Raw genomic sequence first — 14,468 nt, forward strand, 5'->3', positions numbered from 1 at the left:
CACCGGAACCGCCCCCGGTCCAGTGTGACGTATGTCACATTAGCGACGGCGGTCGCCGGGAGAAATGGGACGAACGTTAAGTCTGCGTTAAATACTTCTCTCGGACTCGTGGTGGAAACGCGTCCCCTCGCGCGCGGGCAGTAAAGGCTCTGGGTGACGGGCTGGCGGGCCTTGGTGAAGTCTTGACGAGGGTATTGCGGTGGCTGGGAGCCGCCTCTAGAGTGCCGAATGTCCGGCTCGCACCTGGCTCGGGGGTGTGCCGCGGCTGTCGACCTCCCAGCGAGGCGCCGCGGACTCGCAGCTCGCGCGATGTCGACGACGGCTCCACAGTTCCGAGGACGTGCGCCCGGCGAGGTCGCTGGGGGTTCTGGTGACGGTTCAGGCCTGACGTCACGCCGCACGAGCGCCCGCCCGGGTCCCCCTCAGCGCCCGGGCGGGCGTCTTGGCGTCCCCGAGCCGACCGTGCGATCGGGGACAATGGAGCCATGACCACCCCCGCATCGGCGATCGACCGCGTCCTGCCGCCACTGCGCATCGGCCCTCTCGAGGTTGACACCCCGGTGGTGCTGGCGCCGATGGCGGGCATCACCAACGCGGCGTTCCGGCGGCTGTGCCGGGAGCACGGCGGAGGGCTGTACGTCGCGGAGATGGTGACCTCCCGCGCGCTCGTCGAGCGCACGCCGGAGAGTCTGCGCATCATCCACCATGACCCTGACGAGACGCCGCGCTCGGTGCAGGTCTACGGCGTCGACCCCGCCACCATCGGCGTGGCGGTGCGCATGCTCGCGCAGGAGGACCGCGCCGACCACATCGACATGAACTTCGGCTGCCCGGTGCCCAAGGTGACGCGCAAGGGCGGGGGAGCGGTGCTGCCGTGGAAGCGCGACCTGTTCCGCGACATCGTGCGCGCGGCGGTCCGCGAGGCCGCGCCGTACGACATCCCCGTCACGGTGAAGATGCGCAAGGGCATCGACGACGACCACCTCACGTACCTCGACGCGGGCCGCATCGCGGAGTCCGAGGGGGCGGCCTCGGTCGCGCTGCACGCGCGCACGGCTGCCGACTTCTATTCGGGGACGGCCGACTGGTCGGCGATCGCCCGCCTCAAGGAGACGGTGACGTCGGTGCCGGTGCTCGGCAACGGCGACATCTGGTCCGCCGAGGACGCGCTCGCGATGGTCGAGCAGACGGGGTGCGACGGCGTGGTCGTCGGCCGCGGGTGCCAGGGCAGGCCGTGGCTCTTCCACGACCTCCAGGCGGCCTTCGAGGGGCGTGCCGACCGCGTGCACCCCGGGCTGCGCGCCGTCGCGGACACGATCTACCGGCACGGTGAGCTCATGGTGTCCTTCTTCGGCGACGACGAGCAGAAGGCGATGCGGGAGATCCGCAAGCACATGGCCTGGTACCTCAAGGGATACCCGGTCGGCGGCGACCTGCGTCGTGCGCTCGGGCTGGTGGAGACCCTCGCGCAGCTGCGCGAGCTGCTCGACGCGCTCCCGCTCGACACCCCCTATCCGGGTGAGGCCGCCGAGGGCGCCCGTGGGCGGCAGGGAACGCCCAAGCGTCCGGCCTGCCCCGAGGGTTGGCTCGACACGCAGGACATCACCCCAGACCTCGAGGCGCGGCTGCGCGAGGCGGAGCTCAGCGTCTCCGGCGGCTGAGCTCGGACACGCGCTCTACCAGTGTTGTCGCGATGCTTCGCGGGCTTGGCACACGACAAAGGTAGTCGACTCGCTTGTGCCTAGGCGAGACCCAGCGGTGGCTCGCCGGGGTCCTGGTCGCGGGCCGGCCCGCCACCCTCCGGCACGGGCGACGCGTCCCGCGGAGGGCGCGCGGGCGTGAGCGTGAGCTGCACCATCCCGTCGCCGTAGCGGCGGACGTCCGTCACCGTGATGTGCCGGCGGTGCTCCACCCCGGCGAACAGCGGATGACCCGACCCGAGGACGGTCGGGTGGAGCGTGACCGTCAGCTCGTCGATGAGGTCCGCGTCGAGCGCCTGGCGGATGACGCTTCCGCCGTCGAGGTAGACGTCGCGGCCCGCGGCAAGCGTGCGGGCCTCGTCGAGCAGGTTCGCGATGGGAGCCGATGCGCCCGTCACCGTGGCAGGCGCGTCCGGCAGCGGGCGCCCGGTCGCCACGAGGATGGGCGTATTGCCGTAGGGCCACTCGCCCCCCATCGCGCTCACGACGTCGTAGGTACGCCGTCCCATGAGCATCGCACCCACGTCGGCCATGAAGCCCTCGAAGCCGAGCGCGTCCGGCTCCGCGTCGGCCCACGGGCCCGCCGCCATGGGCGCCCACGCCGGCCGCGGGGCCTCGAGCCACGCGATGTCGTCGTGCGGCCCGGCGATGAACCCGTCGAGCGAGCTGGCGATGTACACGCGGACCCGTCCCATGGCTCTCACCGTACGCCGCACCTGTGACGCGCGCGCACTCACCCGGCGTGCGCATCGGCGCTGCGCGGGCGGGTGCCGCCCGTGTCCTCCAGGCTGACGCCGGGTCCCTGCGTGGGTGGGGACGATGCCGGCGTGCGTTCCGCACGGACGGTCGGCGCCACCGCCAGTCGCGACGCCGCGCGGCGGGCGCCTCGGTCGCGCGAGCCGGTTCTCGCGTACGCGCGGCGCGACCTCCGTGAGAATCGCGCGCGCCGGGTGCGGGGGTGACGTGCCTGGATGCGGTGCGGATAGCATCGAATCGTGACCGCCCTCCCGCCAGGCTACGAGCCGCACGACACCGAGCGCTTCGTGGCCGAGCCGCCCAAGGCGGCCCAGCGCACCCCGTTCGAGCGTGACCGTGCGCGTATCGTGCACTCGAGCGCGCTGCGACGGCTGGGAGCGAAGACGCAGGTGCTGGGGCTCGGCTCGGGCGACTTCGTGCGCACCCGCCTGACCCATTCGCTCGAGGTCGCGCAGGTGGGCCGTGAGCTCGGCAAGGCGCTCGGCTGCTCGCCGGACATCGTGGACGCGGCGTGCCTCGCGCACGACCTGGGCCACCCGCCGTTCGGCCACAACGGCGAGCGGGCGCTCGACCAGGTGGCGCGCGACATCGGCGGTTTCGAGGGCAACGCCCAGACGCTCCGGCTGCTCACCCGCCTCGAGCCCAAGTCGGTCAACCCGGACACGGGGGAGTCCGTGGGGCTGAACCTCACCCGCGCGAGCCTCGACGCCGCGGTGAAGTACCCGTGGCGGGAGCCCGCCGCCCCGGTCCGTCCGGACGGCACCCCCACCCGCAAGTTCGGCGTCTACGACGACGACCTGCCCGTGTTCGAGTGGGTGCGCGAGGGCACCGAGGGCACGCAGCAGAGCTTCGAGGCGCAGGTGATGGACGTCGCGGACGACATCTCCTACTCGGTGCACGACCTCGAGGACTCGGTGGTCTACCGGGCGGTCAGCATGAGCGTGCTGCGCGACCCCGGCCAGGCGCGAGCCGTGGTCGAGCACGCGCGCCAGTGGTACGGCGACGCGATCGAGGAGGAGGCCCTGCTGGGCGCCCTCGAGCGGCTGCAGGCCTTCCGGTGGTGGGCCGAGGCCTACGACGGCACGCGCGAGTCGCTCGCTGCCTTGAAGGACATGACCAGCCAGCTCATCGGGCGCTTCGCGCAGGCGATCATCGTCGCCACGCGGGCGGAGCACGGCGACGGCCCGCTCACGCGGCATCACGCGGGCCTCGTGGTCCCGCAGGAGACCCGCGACGAGATCATGATCCTCAAGGGCGTCGCCGTGCACTTCCTCATGGCGCCCCGCGAGACCAGCCCCACCTACGGCAAGCAGCGCAAGGTGCTGCGCGAGCTCGTCGGGGCGCTCGCCGAGCGCGGCGCGGAGGCGATGGAGCCGCAGTTCGCCGTGGACTACGTGGACGCCTCCACGGATGCGGACCGGCTCCGCGTCGCGATCGACCAGGTCGCGTCGCTCACCGACACGTCCGCGTACAACTGGCACCACCGGTACGTGGCGAGCAAGCGCGAGCTCGACTGATCCCGACGAGGGTGGGCTCGACCAGCCAGCTGCTACGCGTCTGAGGACGACTCGTCGCCCCCGGCAGAGACGACGCCACCGGCGACCGCATCGGCGCTCGAACGTCCCCTCAGGAGCACCACGAGGGCGATGACGGGCAGCGCGAGCGGCACCCACCCGTACGCGGAGCCGTAGCCCGTCCACACGGTCTCGTCGGGCCACAGCTCGGGCGCGACGTAGCCCAGGGTGCCGACGATCAGCACGCCGGCGAGCTCGAGTGCGGTGCCGACGATCGCGACCCGACGCCAGCCCCGCCACAGCGCGACGGCGATGACGACGTAGAGCAGCGCCGATGCGCCCGAGACGAGGTAGGGCAGGGGAGCCTGGTCGAGCTTGGTGGTGATCTGCACGACCGAGCGTCCGGTGGCGGCGAGGCCGAGCACGGCGTACGCGACGATGAGCAGGATCCGGCCGATGGGATTCACGCTGCCCCCAGGATGATGGCGATCCGCCACGCGAGCACGGCGGCCGTGATGGCGATGATGACGGCCGCGCCAGCGTCCACCCGGGCGATCTGGTCGGGCTGCAGCACGGGACGGTTGGGGTCCGGGTCCGCCGCGGCGGCATCGGGGGCGCCGAGCCGCCCGATCCCGAGCAGCGGCAGCACCGCGATGGTCGCGAGGAGGTACCCGAGCGTCAGCACGATGCCGGCGTCGTTGCCGCTGAGCAGCAGCACCACGATCGCGATGGCCTGGATGCCGGTGACGATCCACATGCCCGTCACGACCCATTCGAGGATGCGGTGGAGCCGCACCTGGACGAGCGTGGCGACGCCGACGACGAGGAGCACGAGGCACCAGCCGAGCGTCGCGGGGTAGATCACCCCGGCATACAGCGCCACCCGCGCTACTGCTGCTGAGCCTGCTTGACGCGCATCGGCAGGCGCGACACCTCTTCGCCGTCGATCGACACGACCCAGGTGAACATGCCGGCCTCGGAGAAGCGCAGGCCGTCGATGGTGAAGGCGAAGCAGGCGACCTGCTCGTCGCCGTCGACCAGCTGCGGCGGACGGCCGAGCGTGAACTCGCCGCCCATGGCGCGCACGGGAGCGGGCTTGCCCTCGGCATCGGCGCGCACGCCGATGGGGTACTCCTTGCCGTCCTCGGTCAGGAGCTTGAGCTCGAACTGGTGGCTCACGTTGGTGTCGGTGAACGGCACGTGCACCGTCGCGGCGACCGCCAGGCGTCGGTGCGCGGCGGGGAACGAGCGCACGTAGATGGTGTTCCATCCGGCGCCGAGCGCGTAGATCTTGCCCTGGACGACCTCGGCCGAATCCGCGAGGAAGGCGTCGACTCTCACTGTGTGTCCTTTCGTGGAGAACTCTGCCGTCAAGACTAGCGACCCGCGCGCGACGCCTCGGACGTGTTCGCGACGAGCCGATGCGCGGGCTGGGGAACGTGCTCAGCGCCGGGTGTCGCGCGAGTAGGGTGATGCCGTGGCAGGCACCATCAATCGGGACGACATCGCGGCCGTCCGCGAACGCGCCCCGATCGAGGACATCATCGGCCAGCATGTCGCGCTCAAGAGCGCCGGGGTGGGCTCCCTCAAGGGCCTGTGCCCGTTCCACGACGAGCGATCGCCGTCGTTCAACGTCCGCCCGGCCGCCGGGCGCTGGCACTGCTTCGGCTGCGGCGAGGGCGGCGACGTCATCGAGTTCGTCATGCGCATGGACGGGCTGCCGTTCGCCGAGGCCGTCGAGTACCTCGCCGAGCGCGCGGGCGTGACGCTGCGCTACGAGCAGGGCGCGGGCCCGCGCCGCGAGGGCGGAGCGGGTCAGCGCAAGCGCCTGCTGGAGGCCCACCGGGTGGCAGCCGCGTACTACGCCGAGCAGCTGCGCGGCCCCGAGGCTCGCATCGGCAGGGACTTCCTGCGCGAGCGGGGCTTCGACGGTGCCGCCGCCGAGACGTTCGGCGTCGGCTACGCGCCGCAGGGCTGGTCGCACCTGACCGAGCACCTGCAGGGCAAGGGCTTCACCCAGGAGGAGCTGCGCACCTCGGGCCTCGTGTCGGAGGGTGCTCGCGGCATCTACGACCGGTTCCGCGGCCGCCTGGTGTGGCCCATCCGGGACGTCACCGGCGAGGTGATCGGCTTCGGCGCGCGCCGCCTCCACGAGGACGACCAGGGCCCCAAGTACCTCAACACCCCCGAGACGCCGCTGTACAAGAAGGCTCAGGTCCTCTACGGCCTGGATCTCGCGAAGGGCGCCATCCGGTCGGAGCGGACCACCGTCGTCGTGGAGGGCTACACCGACGTCATGGCGTGCCACCTCGCGGGCGTGACCAACGCCGTCGCGACCTGCGGCACGGCGTTCGGCACGGACCACGTCAAGGTCGTCCGCCGGCTGATGGGCGACACCGGCGGCCCGCAGACCAAGGTGGGGGAGACCGGCGCGAAGGTGGTCTTCACCTTCGACGGCGACGAGGCGGGCCAGAACGCCGCCCTGAAGTCCTTCCAGCTGGACCAGCAGTTCCTCGCGCAGACGTTCGTCGCCGTCGACCCCGACGGCAAGGACCCGTGCGACCTGCGACAGGCCGGCGGAGACGAAGCGGTGGTCGCGCTCATGGGTCGCCGCGTGCCGCTGTTCGAGTTCGTCATCAAGGCGGCGCTCGCCTCCCACGACCTCGAGACCGCGGAGGGGCGGGTCGCCGCTCTGCGCGCCGCGGCGCCCGTCGTCGCCGGCATCAAGGACCGCGCCCTCCAGCCCGAGTACTCTCGCCGCCTCGCGGGGTGGCTCGGCATGGAGGTCGACGCGGTGACGCGCGCCGTCATCGGCGCCGCTCGCTCCCGCAGCGCTGGGCCTGGCGGAGAGGCGCCGCCCGTCACGGGCGCGGTGCCCGTGCAGGGGGCCGATGCGCCCTCACGCCCCAACCCGCGTGACCCGGTGGTGCGGGCGGAGGCCCTCTCGCTGGGGGTGCTCCTCCAGGCGCCGCGTGAGGCGGCGGCCGACCCGCTCGGCAAGGTGGTGCTGCCCGAGCTGACCGCCGCGTCCTACTCGGTGCCGCAGTACCGCGCGGTGCTCGAGGCGATCCTCGCCACCGGGGACCCCGCGCAGGCGGGCGCCGACTGGGCCAACGACGTCGCCGAGCAGGCGGGCGACACCCTCGCCAGCATCGTGTCCGAGCTGGCCGTGACGCCGCTGCCGCACGACAAGCCAGAGTCGCTCGGCCACTGGGCGGGCACGGTGCTCGCGCGCGTCCACGACCTGAGCCTGACGCGCCGGATCGCCGAGGTCCGCGGCCGGATGCAGCGCGCCGGAGCCGGCACCCCCGAGGGCCAGGAGGCGTTCGCCGAGATCGTCCGCCTCGAGACCTCGCGCCGCTCCCTGCGCGAGTCCTGAGCGTCCTTCGACGCGGTCGCGGGGCGGTCGGTCACGATCCGGACACGACCACGTGAACTCCCTGTTACCGGCGTGATAAATCTTGGCTTTCGCGCGCGGAACCCGCGTCACGGTGGGTAGGTTCGACAGAAGGCCGCGTGGGCGCGGCATCGGCCGGCGGCATTCGGCGCCGGCCCTGCAGAACAAACGGAAGGTGACACAGTGCGATTCACGAAGAAGCCGTTCGCAGCGGCGGCCCTGGTCGGAGCCACCGCTCTGATCGCGGCAGGCTGCTCCTCCTCGGACGAGCCCGAGGACGAGGCGACGCCGGACTCGACCGCGACCGAGGACGCGATGGAGGAGGGCGGCGAGGGTCTGCCCGACGAGCTCATCCTGGGCCTCGTGCCCTCGGACGAGGTCGACCAGCTGGTCACCGATGGCGAGGCTCTCGCCGAGCTGCTGGGCGCCGAGCTGGGCGTCCCCGTCGAGCTCTTCATCCCCGACAGCTACTCGGCCGTCGTCGTGGCCCTCCAGACCGACCAGGCCGACATCGGCTTCCTCGGCCCGATCGCCATGGTGCAGGCCGTCGACGAGGCGAGCGCCGTGCCGGTGCTGCAGTCGGTGCGCTACGGCTCGTCGAGCTACGTCACCCAGTGGATGACCAACGACCCCGACACCTTCTGCCTCGACGAGGTCACGACCGAGGCCGACGACGAGGGCGTCAACTACTCGTACTGCAACGGTGCGACCGGCTACGACGGCCCCCAGGGCGAGGACGCGCTGGCGCTCATCGACCCGAGCTCGTCGATCGCGTTCGTCGACGAGTCGTCGGCGTCGGGCTACTACTACCCGGCGACGCAGCTCGAGGAGATCCTGGGCATCGACCCGCTCGTGGACCTCACCGGCTCGTTCTTCGCCGGCGGCCACCCGCAGTCGGTGCAGTCGGTCTACGACGGCGACGCCGTGGTGGGCACCTCGTTCAACGACGCTCGCGGCGAGATCGCCGAGGAGTTCCCGGACGTCGGCGAGAAGGTCGTCGTCTTCGCGTACTCGACCAACATCCCCAACGACGGCGTGGTGCTCGCCGGCGACCTGTCCGCTGAGGCTCAGCAGCAGATCACCGACGCGCTCGTCGCGCTCGCCGGGACCGAGGAGGGCCTCGCGGCTCTCGACGCGGTCTACAACATCGAGGGTCTCGAGCCCGCCGACGTGGACGCGCTCGACGCCGCCCGCCAGGTGGCCGCGAACTTCGGCGAGGGCTGAGTCGACTGATCGGAGCGGTGGCCGCGTCCCCTCGGGACGCGGCCACCGCGCCGCTTTCCCCGCTCTCAGCACTCTCGTGAAACAGTGACCTCATGATCGAACTCAAGGACGTGACCGTCCGCTACCCCAACGGGGTCGTGGGCCTCGACGGCGTCGACCTCGAGATCCCGGATGGCCAGTTCGTGGTCGTCGTCGGCCTCTCGGGCGCCGGCAAGTCGACTCTGATCCGCACCATCAACGGCCTGGTGCCCGTGACGTCGGGCACCCTCACGGTGGACGGCAGGGACGTCTCCGGCGCCTCGAAGCGCGAGCTCCGCGCCATCCGCTCGAAGATCGGGATGATCTTCCAGTCCTTCAACCTCGTCAAGCGCACCTCGGTGATGAACAACGTCATCATGGGTCAGCTGCACCACATCCCCGGCTGGCGGGCGCTGCTCGGGGCGTGGACCAAGGACGAGAAGGAGAAGGGCTACCAGGCGCTCGAGCGCGTGGGCATCGTCGAGAAGACGTGGACGCGCGCCTCGGAGCTGTCCGGCGGACAGCAGCAGCGCGTCGCGATCGCCCGCGCCCTCGCGCAGGACCCGTCGGTGATGCTCGCTGACGAGCCCGTCGCCTCGCTCGACCCGCCCACGGCGCAGATGGTGATGAAGGACCTGCAGCGCATCAACCGCGAGCTGGGCATCACCACGCTGGTGAACCTGCACTTCCTGGACCTCGCCCGCGCCTACGGCGACCGCGTCATCGGCATGCGGGACGGCAAGGTGGTCTTCGACGGCACCGGCGCCGAGGCCGACGACGCCGTGTTCGAGAAGATCTACGGGCGCTCGCTGACCGCGGACGACACCCTCTCCTCGAACGCATGACGGCGACACCCGCGACGTCGCCGGCCACCGCATCGGCCCCCGAGCGCCCACAGAAGCCCAAGCCGTCGCTGACGGTCATCGCCGGGCTGGTGCTCGCCGCGGCCTTCACCTGGTGGGCCGCGAAGGAGATCGAGTTCTCGCTGCGCGACCTGTTCACCAACTTCACCAACGGGTGGGTGGTGATCGAGCAGTTCCTGAGCCCCAACTGGTCCTTCATCTGGCGCGTGTGGGAGGCGTGGGTCGAGACCATCGCGATCTCGATCATCGCCACGTGCGTGGGCGTGCTGTTCGGCCTCATCTTCGCGTTCATGGCTTCGCGCGTCACGAACCGCTCCGGCTGGCTGTACCGCGCGACCAAGATCTTCCTGTCGATCGTGCGCTCGCTGCCGGACATCGCCTACGTGCTGATCTTCGTGGCGCTCGTCGGCGTCGGCGCGCTCGCCGGAATCCTCGCGCTGATCATCTTCAACATCGGCATCGCCGCGAAGCTCACGGCGGAGACCATCGACGCCGTCGACCGCGGACCGCTCGAGGCCGCCGACGCGGCCGGCGCGGGCACGGCCGCCCGCTCGCGCTGGGCGGTCATGCCGCAGATCCTCCCCAACTTCCTGTCGTACTGCCTGTACATCTTCGAGCTGAACATCCGCTCGTCGGTCGTGATCGGCATCGCCGGCGGTGGCGGCATCGGCCAGGTGCTCAACGTGCAGTTCTCGCGCTTCGAGTACGAGAACGTCGCCGCGATCACGGTCGCGATCTTCGTGGTGGTGCTCCTCATCGACCAGCTCTCCCAGTACCTGCGCAGGAGGTTCGTGTGATGACCTCCTCGACCACCGCATCGGCCCGGCCCGCCACGCCGCGACCCACGGAGCCTTCGAAGACCAAGGAGACCCTGGTCTGGCTCGGCCTGCTCGTCCTGTTCGGCGGCGCCGTGGTGCTGTCCAACGCCCGCTGGAGCCAGATCACCGGCATCTTCACCGACGGCTGGCGCTACCTGCAGCTCATGGGCCAGGGGCTGTTCCAGAACCCCTTCTCCGAGCCCTACAGCGAGTACTGGTCGCTCGCGTTCGACCGCATGCTCGAGTCCGTCTACATGGCGTGGGTGGGCACCCTGCTGGGCGCGATCCTGTCGATCCCGCTGGGCTTCCTCGCGGCGCGCAACGTGGCGGGACCGGTCACCGTGCAGATCACGCGCATCGTGCTCAACGCGATCCGCGCGGTGCCGGAGCTGGTGTTCGCGATCATCCTGATGCTGCCGATCTTCGGCTTCGGCCCCGTGGCCGGCGCGGTCGCGCTCGGCGTCGGCGCGATCGGCACGCTCGGCAAGCTCACCGCTGAGGCTCTCGAGGGCATCGACCCCGGTCCCGTCGAGGCGGCCAAGGCCTCGGGCGCGGGGCGGTTCTCGATCCTGCGCTGGGCGTACTGGTCGCAGGTGCTGCCTGAGGTGATCGCGTTCTGGCTGTACCGCTTCGAGATCAACATCCGTGCCTCTGCGGTGCTGGGCGTCATCGGCGCCGGCGGCATCGGCTCGCTGCTCGGCCAGCTGTTCAGCCGGCGCGAGTGGGAGCAGATCGGCATCACCCTCGTGGTGATCATCATCGTCACCATCGCGGTCGACTCCGTGTCCGGAGCGATCCGTCACCGGATCATCGCCGGATCGGGTCAGAAGGTGACGACGGAGGAGAAGGCGGAGGCCGCGGTCTAGCGTGCACGTCCGGGCGGTAGCGCCGATGTGCCCGTCAGGGACCCTGTCTACCCTGGGTCCATGACGACGCAGCGGGTGTCCCTGGTGACCTTGGGCGTGAGCGACCTGGGTCGCTCGCGCGCCTTCTACGAGGCGTGGGGCTGGGTCAAGCGCCAGGACGCGCAGGAGGTCGTGTTCTTCCAGATGAACGGTCTGGTGCTGGCGCTCTTCCCGCTGCCGATGCTCGCGGAGGACCAAGGCAGGCCCGATGCCGCGCTCGGGGTGGGCGCGATGACGCTCGCGCAGAACTACGCGACCCAGGCTGAGGTCGACGAGCGCTTCGCCGCCGCGCTGGACGCGGGCGCCGCGGAGCTCAAGCGACCGGTGGCGGCGGAGTGGGGCGGCTACAGCGGCTACGTCGCGGACCCCGACGGGCACGTGTGGGAGCTCGCCGTGAACCCGTACTGGGACCTCGCCGAGGACGGCTCGGTGACGATCCCCGACCACCTGCCGGAGTCCTGAGCGGCCTCGTGAGACGCGAAAGGCCGGCCCTTGCGGACCGGCCTGCGTGAGCTCCTCCAGTTGGACTCGAACCAACAACCCTTCGATTAACAGTCGAATGCTCTGCCAATTGAGCTATGGAGGATCGCGATCCACGAGTTTACATGATCTGAGGGAGCCGGCGGACACCGGATCGGGCCGGGCGAGCCGCGCCGAACCGTCGACGAGAGCCGCGCGGCTAGACTGGCCCGCGGTCGCGCGGGCGGCCCCGGGCCAGTAGCTCAGCCGGTCAGAGCAGCGGACTCATAATCCGTCGGTCGTGGGTTCGAGCCCCACCTGGCCCACCCTCGCGAGCGGCGCCGATTCCGTCGTGCGGATGCCGGGTCCACCTCGCCGCCGTGGTGGCGTGCCGAGCTCGGCGCGCATCATCGCGACCGATGTCAGCTCACGGTTCTACTGTGGGCTCATGCGCCCTCCTCGATGCGACGTGTGCGATACGGAGGCCCCCACCGCGGCGGGCCTCGTGCAGTTCCTTCCGCGACCTTCGGACGTCGCGTGGCGAGAGCGCGCTGCCGAGCAGGGCTTCGTCGGCCAGGCTCCCGACTCGGCGTGGTTCTGCGCGGCGCATCTGGGCGACGCCCGAACGCTGGCGCCCCTCGTCGACATCGAGCTGGGACTGAGCCAGCTGCGGTCGGCCGCGCTCCAGGGCGACGCTGCGGTTGACGACCACGAGGTCGCAGCGCCCGGCGGGCGCGCATCGGAGGACGGGATGGAGATGGGGGCCTGGGTGCGTGTGCTGCGGCGGGCGATGCCGGACCTCGCCGTGGAGGCGGGGTGCGCCGACATCGTCGTCGAGAACCACGCCCAGGAGACCTACTATCCGATGGACGGATCGCCGCCGGAGGTATCGCCCTTCACCTGGACCGAGGCATGGACGGTGAGCGATGACGGAGCGACGGTCTGCCTGTACACGGAGACCGCTCGCTGGAACACGGACGAGATCGCTCGCGTCGAGGGCGTCATCATGGTCACGCCCTCGGCGGACGAGGCGCGGCGCTACGTCGTGAAGGCGATGAGTCCAGTCGGCTCCACGCGCATCGGACCCGAGCACGTCGTCCTCGAGGGTGAGCCTTCGCCAGCGATGCGCGACCTTCTGGAGACCCACGGCCTCTGGCAGCGCGACCAGGGCGAGGCGCCATGACGGCCTACGCCTTCGACGCCGAGCTGTGGAACTGGACGGGCGAGGGCGCGCAGTGGGTGTTCCTCACGGTGCCCGAGGACGTGGCCGACGAGGTCGAGGCGGCGCAGACCGGTCCGGAGCGCGGCTTCGGCGCCGTCAAGGTCGAGGTCGTGATCGGGTCGAGCACGTGGAGGACGTCGATGTTCCCCTCGAAGGAGCACGCCTCGTACATCCTCCCGATCAAGGCCTCGGTGCGCCGCTCGGAGGGCATCACGGCGGGGGACACGGCCACCGTCGCGATCACGCTCGTCGCACCCTGAGCAGGGGTCCTTCGCCCGCCGCGAACGGCGTCGCCTCCGCCCGCGCGGGCGTCACATGCGTGCGATAGCCTGGCGCCACACACCACGACGAGGGGGCAGGCATGGGTTTCATTCAGGCAGCAGTCGGGGCCATCGGCGGCACGCTGGCTGACCAGTGGATCGACTTCCTGCTCCCGCCTGACAACGTGCCCCAGACTGCGGTGGTGTTCCCCGCGGTGCCCAAGGGTCAGAACGCGGGCCGCGGCTCGAACGTGCGCGGCTCCGAGAACGTCATCACCAACGGCTCCAAGATCGTCGTGCCCGAGGGCATGGGCCTGATCACGTTCCAGGACGGCCGGATCACGAACTTCGTCGCCGAGGCAGGCGGCTACATCTTCTCCGACGACGATCAGCAGGCGAAGTCGCTGTTCACGGGCGGCGGCTTCCTGTCCTCGACGCTGCAGTCGTCGTGGGAGCGCTTCAAGTACGGCGGCCAGCCCGGCGTCCAGCACCTCGCGTTCTACGTGAACCTCAAGGAGATCCCGAACAACCGGTTCGGCACCCAGGGCCCCATCTACTGGGACGACCGCTACCTCGGCACCCAGGCGGGCGCGGTCACGCGCGGCTCTTACACGCTCAAGGTCGTCGATCCGATCCTGTTCACCAAGGCGCTGCTGCCCTCGTCCTACATCTCGGCCAATGCGGGGATCTTCGACCTCTCGGCCGTGGACAACCCCGTCTCCGAGCAGCTGTTCAACGAGGTCGTCGGCTCGCTGGCGGCGGCCTTCTCGCGCTACACGAACGACGTCGAGCGCGGCAACCGCATCTCGAAGATCCAGGGCGACGCGCTGGGCTTCGCGAAGTCGCTGTCCGAGGTCGTCGAGGAGAACTACCACTGGACCGACGAGCGCGGCCTGACGATCCACGCCGCGGCACTGCTCGCGATCGAGTACGACGCGCCCACCGCGAAGCTCCTGGAAGACGTGCAGAAGGCCGACGCGCTGTCCGGCGGTCGCGGCGACTCCTTCCTGCGCCAGTCGGCGGCGCGCGGCATCCAGGCTGCGGGCGAGACCGGCGGCGGAGACGGCCTCGCCTTCATGGGCATGGGCATGAACGCCGCGGGCGGAGCCCTCGGTGGCCTCATGCAGAACCAGCCCGGGCAGCAGCAGGTGCCGCAGCAGGGCGTGCCCCAGCAGGGCGCCGCTGCGGCCGAGCCCGCCGCGCCGAGCACCGCGGACCAGATCCGCGAGGCGAAGTCCATGCTCGACGAGGGGCTCATCACGCAGGAGGACTTCGACGCCCTCAAGCGCAAGGCCCTGGGCCTGTAGGCCCTGCATTCGCAGCGAAGGACCG

The 14,468-nt window shown here is 70.9% G+C and carries 15 protein-coding genes and 2 tRNA genes; 12 read left to right on the forward strand and 5 right to left on the reverse strand.

Annotated features, from left to right (window positions below; translation table 11 throughout):
• Positions 1-485 precede the first annotated feature (485 nt).
• Positions 486-1,661, forward strand: a complete 1,176-nt coding sequence (dusB, locus tag B7K25_RS00630) for a tRNA dihydrouridine synthase DusB (protein WP_084103293.1) — start codon at positions 486-488, stop codon at positions 1,659-1,661.
• Positions 1,662-1,741: 80 nt separating this feature from the next.
• On the opposite strand, the gene B7K25_RS00635 is transcribed toward dusB, so the two are convergent.
• Entirely contained in the window at positions 1,742-2,395 is a 654-nt protein-coding gene (locus B7K25_RS00635) for a dihydrofolate reductase family protein (RefSeq protein WP_159450075.1), read from the reverse strand.
• Positions 2,396-2,695: 300 nt separating this feature from the next.
• Here B7K25_RS00635 and B7K25_RS00640 point away from each other — a divergent pair, with 300 nt between their 5' ends.
• Entirely contained in the window at positions 2,696-3,973 is a 1,278-nt protein-coding gene (locus B7K25_RS00640) for a deoxyguanosinetriphosphate triphosphohydrolase (protein WP_234988011.1), read from the forward strand.
• A gap of 32 nt (positions 3,974-4,005) precedes the next feature.
• On the opposite strand, the gene B7K25_RS00645 is transcribed toward B7K25_RS00640, so the two are convergent.
• From B7K25_RS00645 to B7K25_RS00655, 3 genes are read right to left on the reverse strand one after another with little or no spacing between them, the layout of a single operon-like run.
• Positions 4,006-4,437, reverse strand: coding sequence for a hypothetical protein (locus B7K25_RS00645; protein WP_084103296.1), 432 nt, complete (start codon positions 4,435-4,437; stop codon positions 4,006-4,008).
• On the reverse strand, positions 4,434-4,853 hold the full coding sequence (locus B7K25_RS00650) for a hypothetical protein (RefSeq protein ID WP_084103297.1): 420 nt from the start codon (positions 4,851-4,853) through the stop codon (positions 4,434-4,436). Before B7K25_RS00650 ends, B7K25_RS00645 begins: the two co-directional genes overlap by 4 nt.
• Before the next feature lie 5 nt (positions 4,854-4,858).
• On the reverse strand, positions 4,859-5,311 hold the full coding sequence (locus B7K25_RS00655) for a hypothetical protein (RefSeq protein ID WP_084103298.1): 453 nt from the start codon (positions 5,309-5,311) through the stop codon (positions 4,859-4,861).
• Positions 5,312-5,447: 136 nt separating this feature from the next.
• Between B7K25_RS00655 and dnaG the strand changes: the two genes are divergently transcribed.
• The 6 genes from dnaG to B7K25_RS00685 all read left to right on the forward strand — a co-directional run bounded on the left by dnaG (position 5,448) and on the right by B7K25_RS00685 (position 11,657).
• Complete coding sequence (dnaG, locus tag B7K25_RS00660) at positions 5,448-7,349, forward strand: DNA primase (protein ID WP_084103299.1); 1,902 nt, start codon at positions 5,448-5,450, stop codon at positions 7,347-7,349.
• Between the two features lie 201 nt (positions 7,350-7,550).
• A complete protein-coding gene (phnD, locus tag B7K25_RS00665) occupies positions 7,551-8,591 on the forward strand; it encodes a phosphate/phosphite/phosphonate ABC transporter substrate-binding protein (RefSeq protein ID WP_084103300.1) in 1,041 nt (346 codons plus the stop codon).
• A 92-nt stretch (positions 8,592-8,683) separates the two neighbouring features.
• On the forward strand, positions 8,684-9,454 hold the full coding sequence (gene phnC / locus B7K25_RS00670; protein ID WP_084103301.1) for a phosphonate ABC transporter ATP-binding protein: 771 nt from the start codon (positions 8,684-8,686) through the stop codon (positions 9,452-9,454).
• Positions 9,451-10,269: a phosphonate ABC transporter, permease protein PhnE gene (gene phnE, locus B7K25_RS00675; protein WP_084103302.1), complete on the forward strand. Its 819-nt coding sequence runs from the start codon at positions 9,451-9,453 to the stop codon at positions 10,267-10,269. Before phnC ends, phnE (B7K25_RS00675) begins: the two co-directional genes overlap by 4 nt.
• On the forward strand, positions 10,269-11,156 hold the full coding sequence (gene phnE, locus B7K25_RS00680; protein WP_084103303.1) for a phosphonate ABC transporter, permease protein PhnE: 888 nt from the start codon (positions 10,269-10,271) through the stop codon (positions 11,154-11,156). Before phnE (B7K25_RS00675) ends, phnE (B7K25_RS00680) begins: the two co-directional genes overlap by 1 nt.
• A gap of 60 nt (positions 11,157-11,216) precedes the next feature.
• The gene (locus B7K25_RS00685; RefSeq protein WP_084103304.1) at positions 11,217-11,657 is read left to right on the forward strand and encodes a VOC family protein; all 441 of its coding nucleotides are present in this window, start codon (positions 11,217-11,219) and stop codon (positions 11,655-11,657) included.
• Between the two features lie 51 nt (positions 11,658-11,708).
• Here the strand turns inward: B7K25_RS00685 and B7K25_RS00690 are convergent.
• A tRNA-Asn gene (locus tag B7K25_RS00690) sits at positions 11,709-11,781 on the reverse strand.
• 125 nt (positions 11,782-11,906) lie between these two features.
• Between B7K25_RS00690 and B7K25_RS00695 the strand changes: the two genes are divergently transcribed.
• The 4 genes from B7K25_RS00695 (at position 11,907) to B7K25_RS00710 (ending at position 14,443) form a co-directional block, all read left to right on the forward strand.
• Positions 11,907-11,980, forward strand: a tRNA-Ile gene (locus B7K25_RS00695).
• 122 nt (positions 11,981-12,102) lie between these two features.
• Positions 12,103-12,837, forward strand: coding sequence for a hypothetical protein (locus tag B7K25_RS00700; RefSeq protein WP_144018784.1), 735 nt, complete (start codon positions 12,103-12,105; stop codon positions 12,835-12,837).
• Positions 12,834-13,136: a DUF1905 domain-containing protein gene (locus B7K25_RS00705; RefSeq protein ID WP_084103306.1), complete on the forward strand. Its 303-nt coding sequence runs from the start codon at positions 12,834-12,836 to the stop codon at positions 13,134-13,136. The genes B7K25_RS00700 and B7K25_RS00705 overlap by 4 nt, the downstream gene beginning before the upstream one ends.
• A gap of 101 nt (positions 13,137-13,237) precedes the next feature.
• Positions 13,238-14,443, forward strand: coding sequence for an SHOCT domain-containing protein (locus B7K25_RS00710; RefSeq protein WP_084103308.1), 1,206 nt, complete (start codon positions 13,238-13,240; stop codon positions 14,441-14,443).
• The last annotated feature ends 25 nt before the right edge of the window (positions 14,444-14,468 follow it).

Origin of the sequence: Demequina sp. NBRC 110056, assembly GCF_002090155.1 — a bacterium.
Classification (GTDB): Bacteria; Actinomycetota; Actinomycetes; order Actinomycetales; family Demequinaceae; genus Demequina.

Excerpts from the sequence above, each read along its gene's own strand:
- dusB (WP_084103293.1), top strand. The coding sequence starts at position 486 with ATGACCACCCCCGCATCGGCGATCGACCGCGTCCTGCCGCCACTGCGC.
- B7K25_RS00635 (WP_159450075.1), bottom strand. The coding sequence starts at position 2,395 with ATGGGACGGGTCCGCGTGTACATCGCCAGCTCGCTCGACGGGTTCATC.
- phnC (WP_084103301.1), top strand. The coding sequence starts at position 8,684 with ATGATCGAACTCAAGGACGTGACCGTCCGCTACCCCAACGGGGTCGTG.
- phnE (WP_084103302.1), top strand. The coding sequence starts at position 9,451 with ATGACGGCGACACCCGCGACGTCGCCGGCCACCGCATCGGCCCCCGAG.
- phnE (WP_084103303.1), top strand. The coding sequence starts at position 10,269 with ATGACCTCCTCGACCACCGCATCGGCCCGGCCCGCCACGCCGCGACCC.
- B7K25_RS00685 (WP_084103304.1), top strand. The coding sequence starts at position 11,217 with ATGACGACGCAGCGGGTGTCCCTGGTGACCTTGGGCGTGAGCGACCTG.
- B7K25_RS00700 (WP_144018784.1), top strand. The coding sequence starts at position 12,103 with ATGCGCCCTCCTCGATGCGACGTGTGCGATACGGAGGCCCCCACCGCG.
- B7K25_RS00705 (WP_084103306.1), top strand. The coding sequence starts at position 12,834 with ATGACGGCCTACGCCTTCGACGCCGAGCTGTGGAACTGGACGGGCGAG.
- B7K25_RS00710 (WP_084103308.1), top strand. The coding sequence starts at position 13,238 with ATGGGTTTCATTCAGGCAGCAGTCGGGGCCATCGGCGGCACGCTGGCT.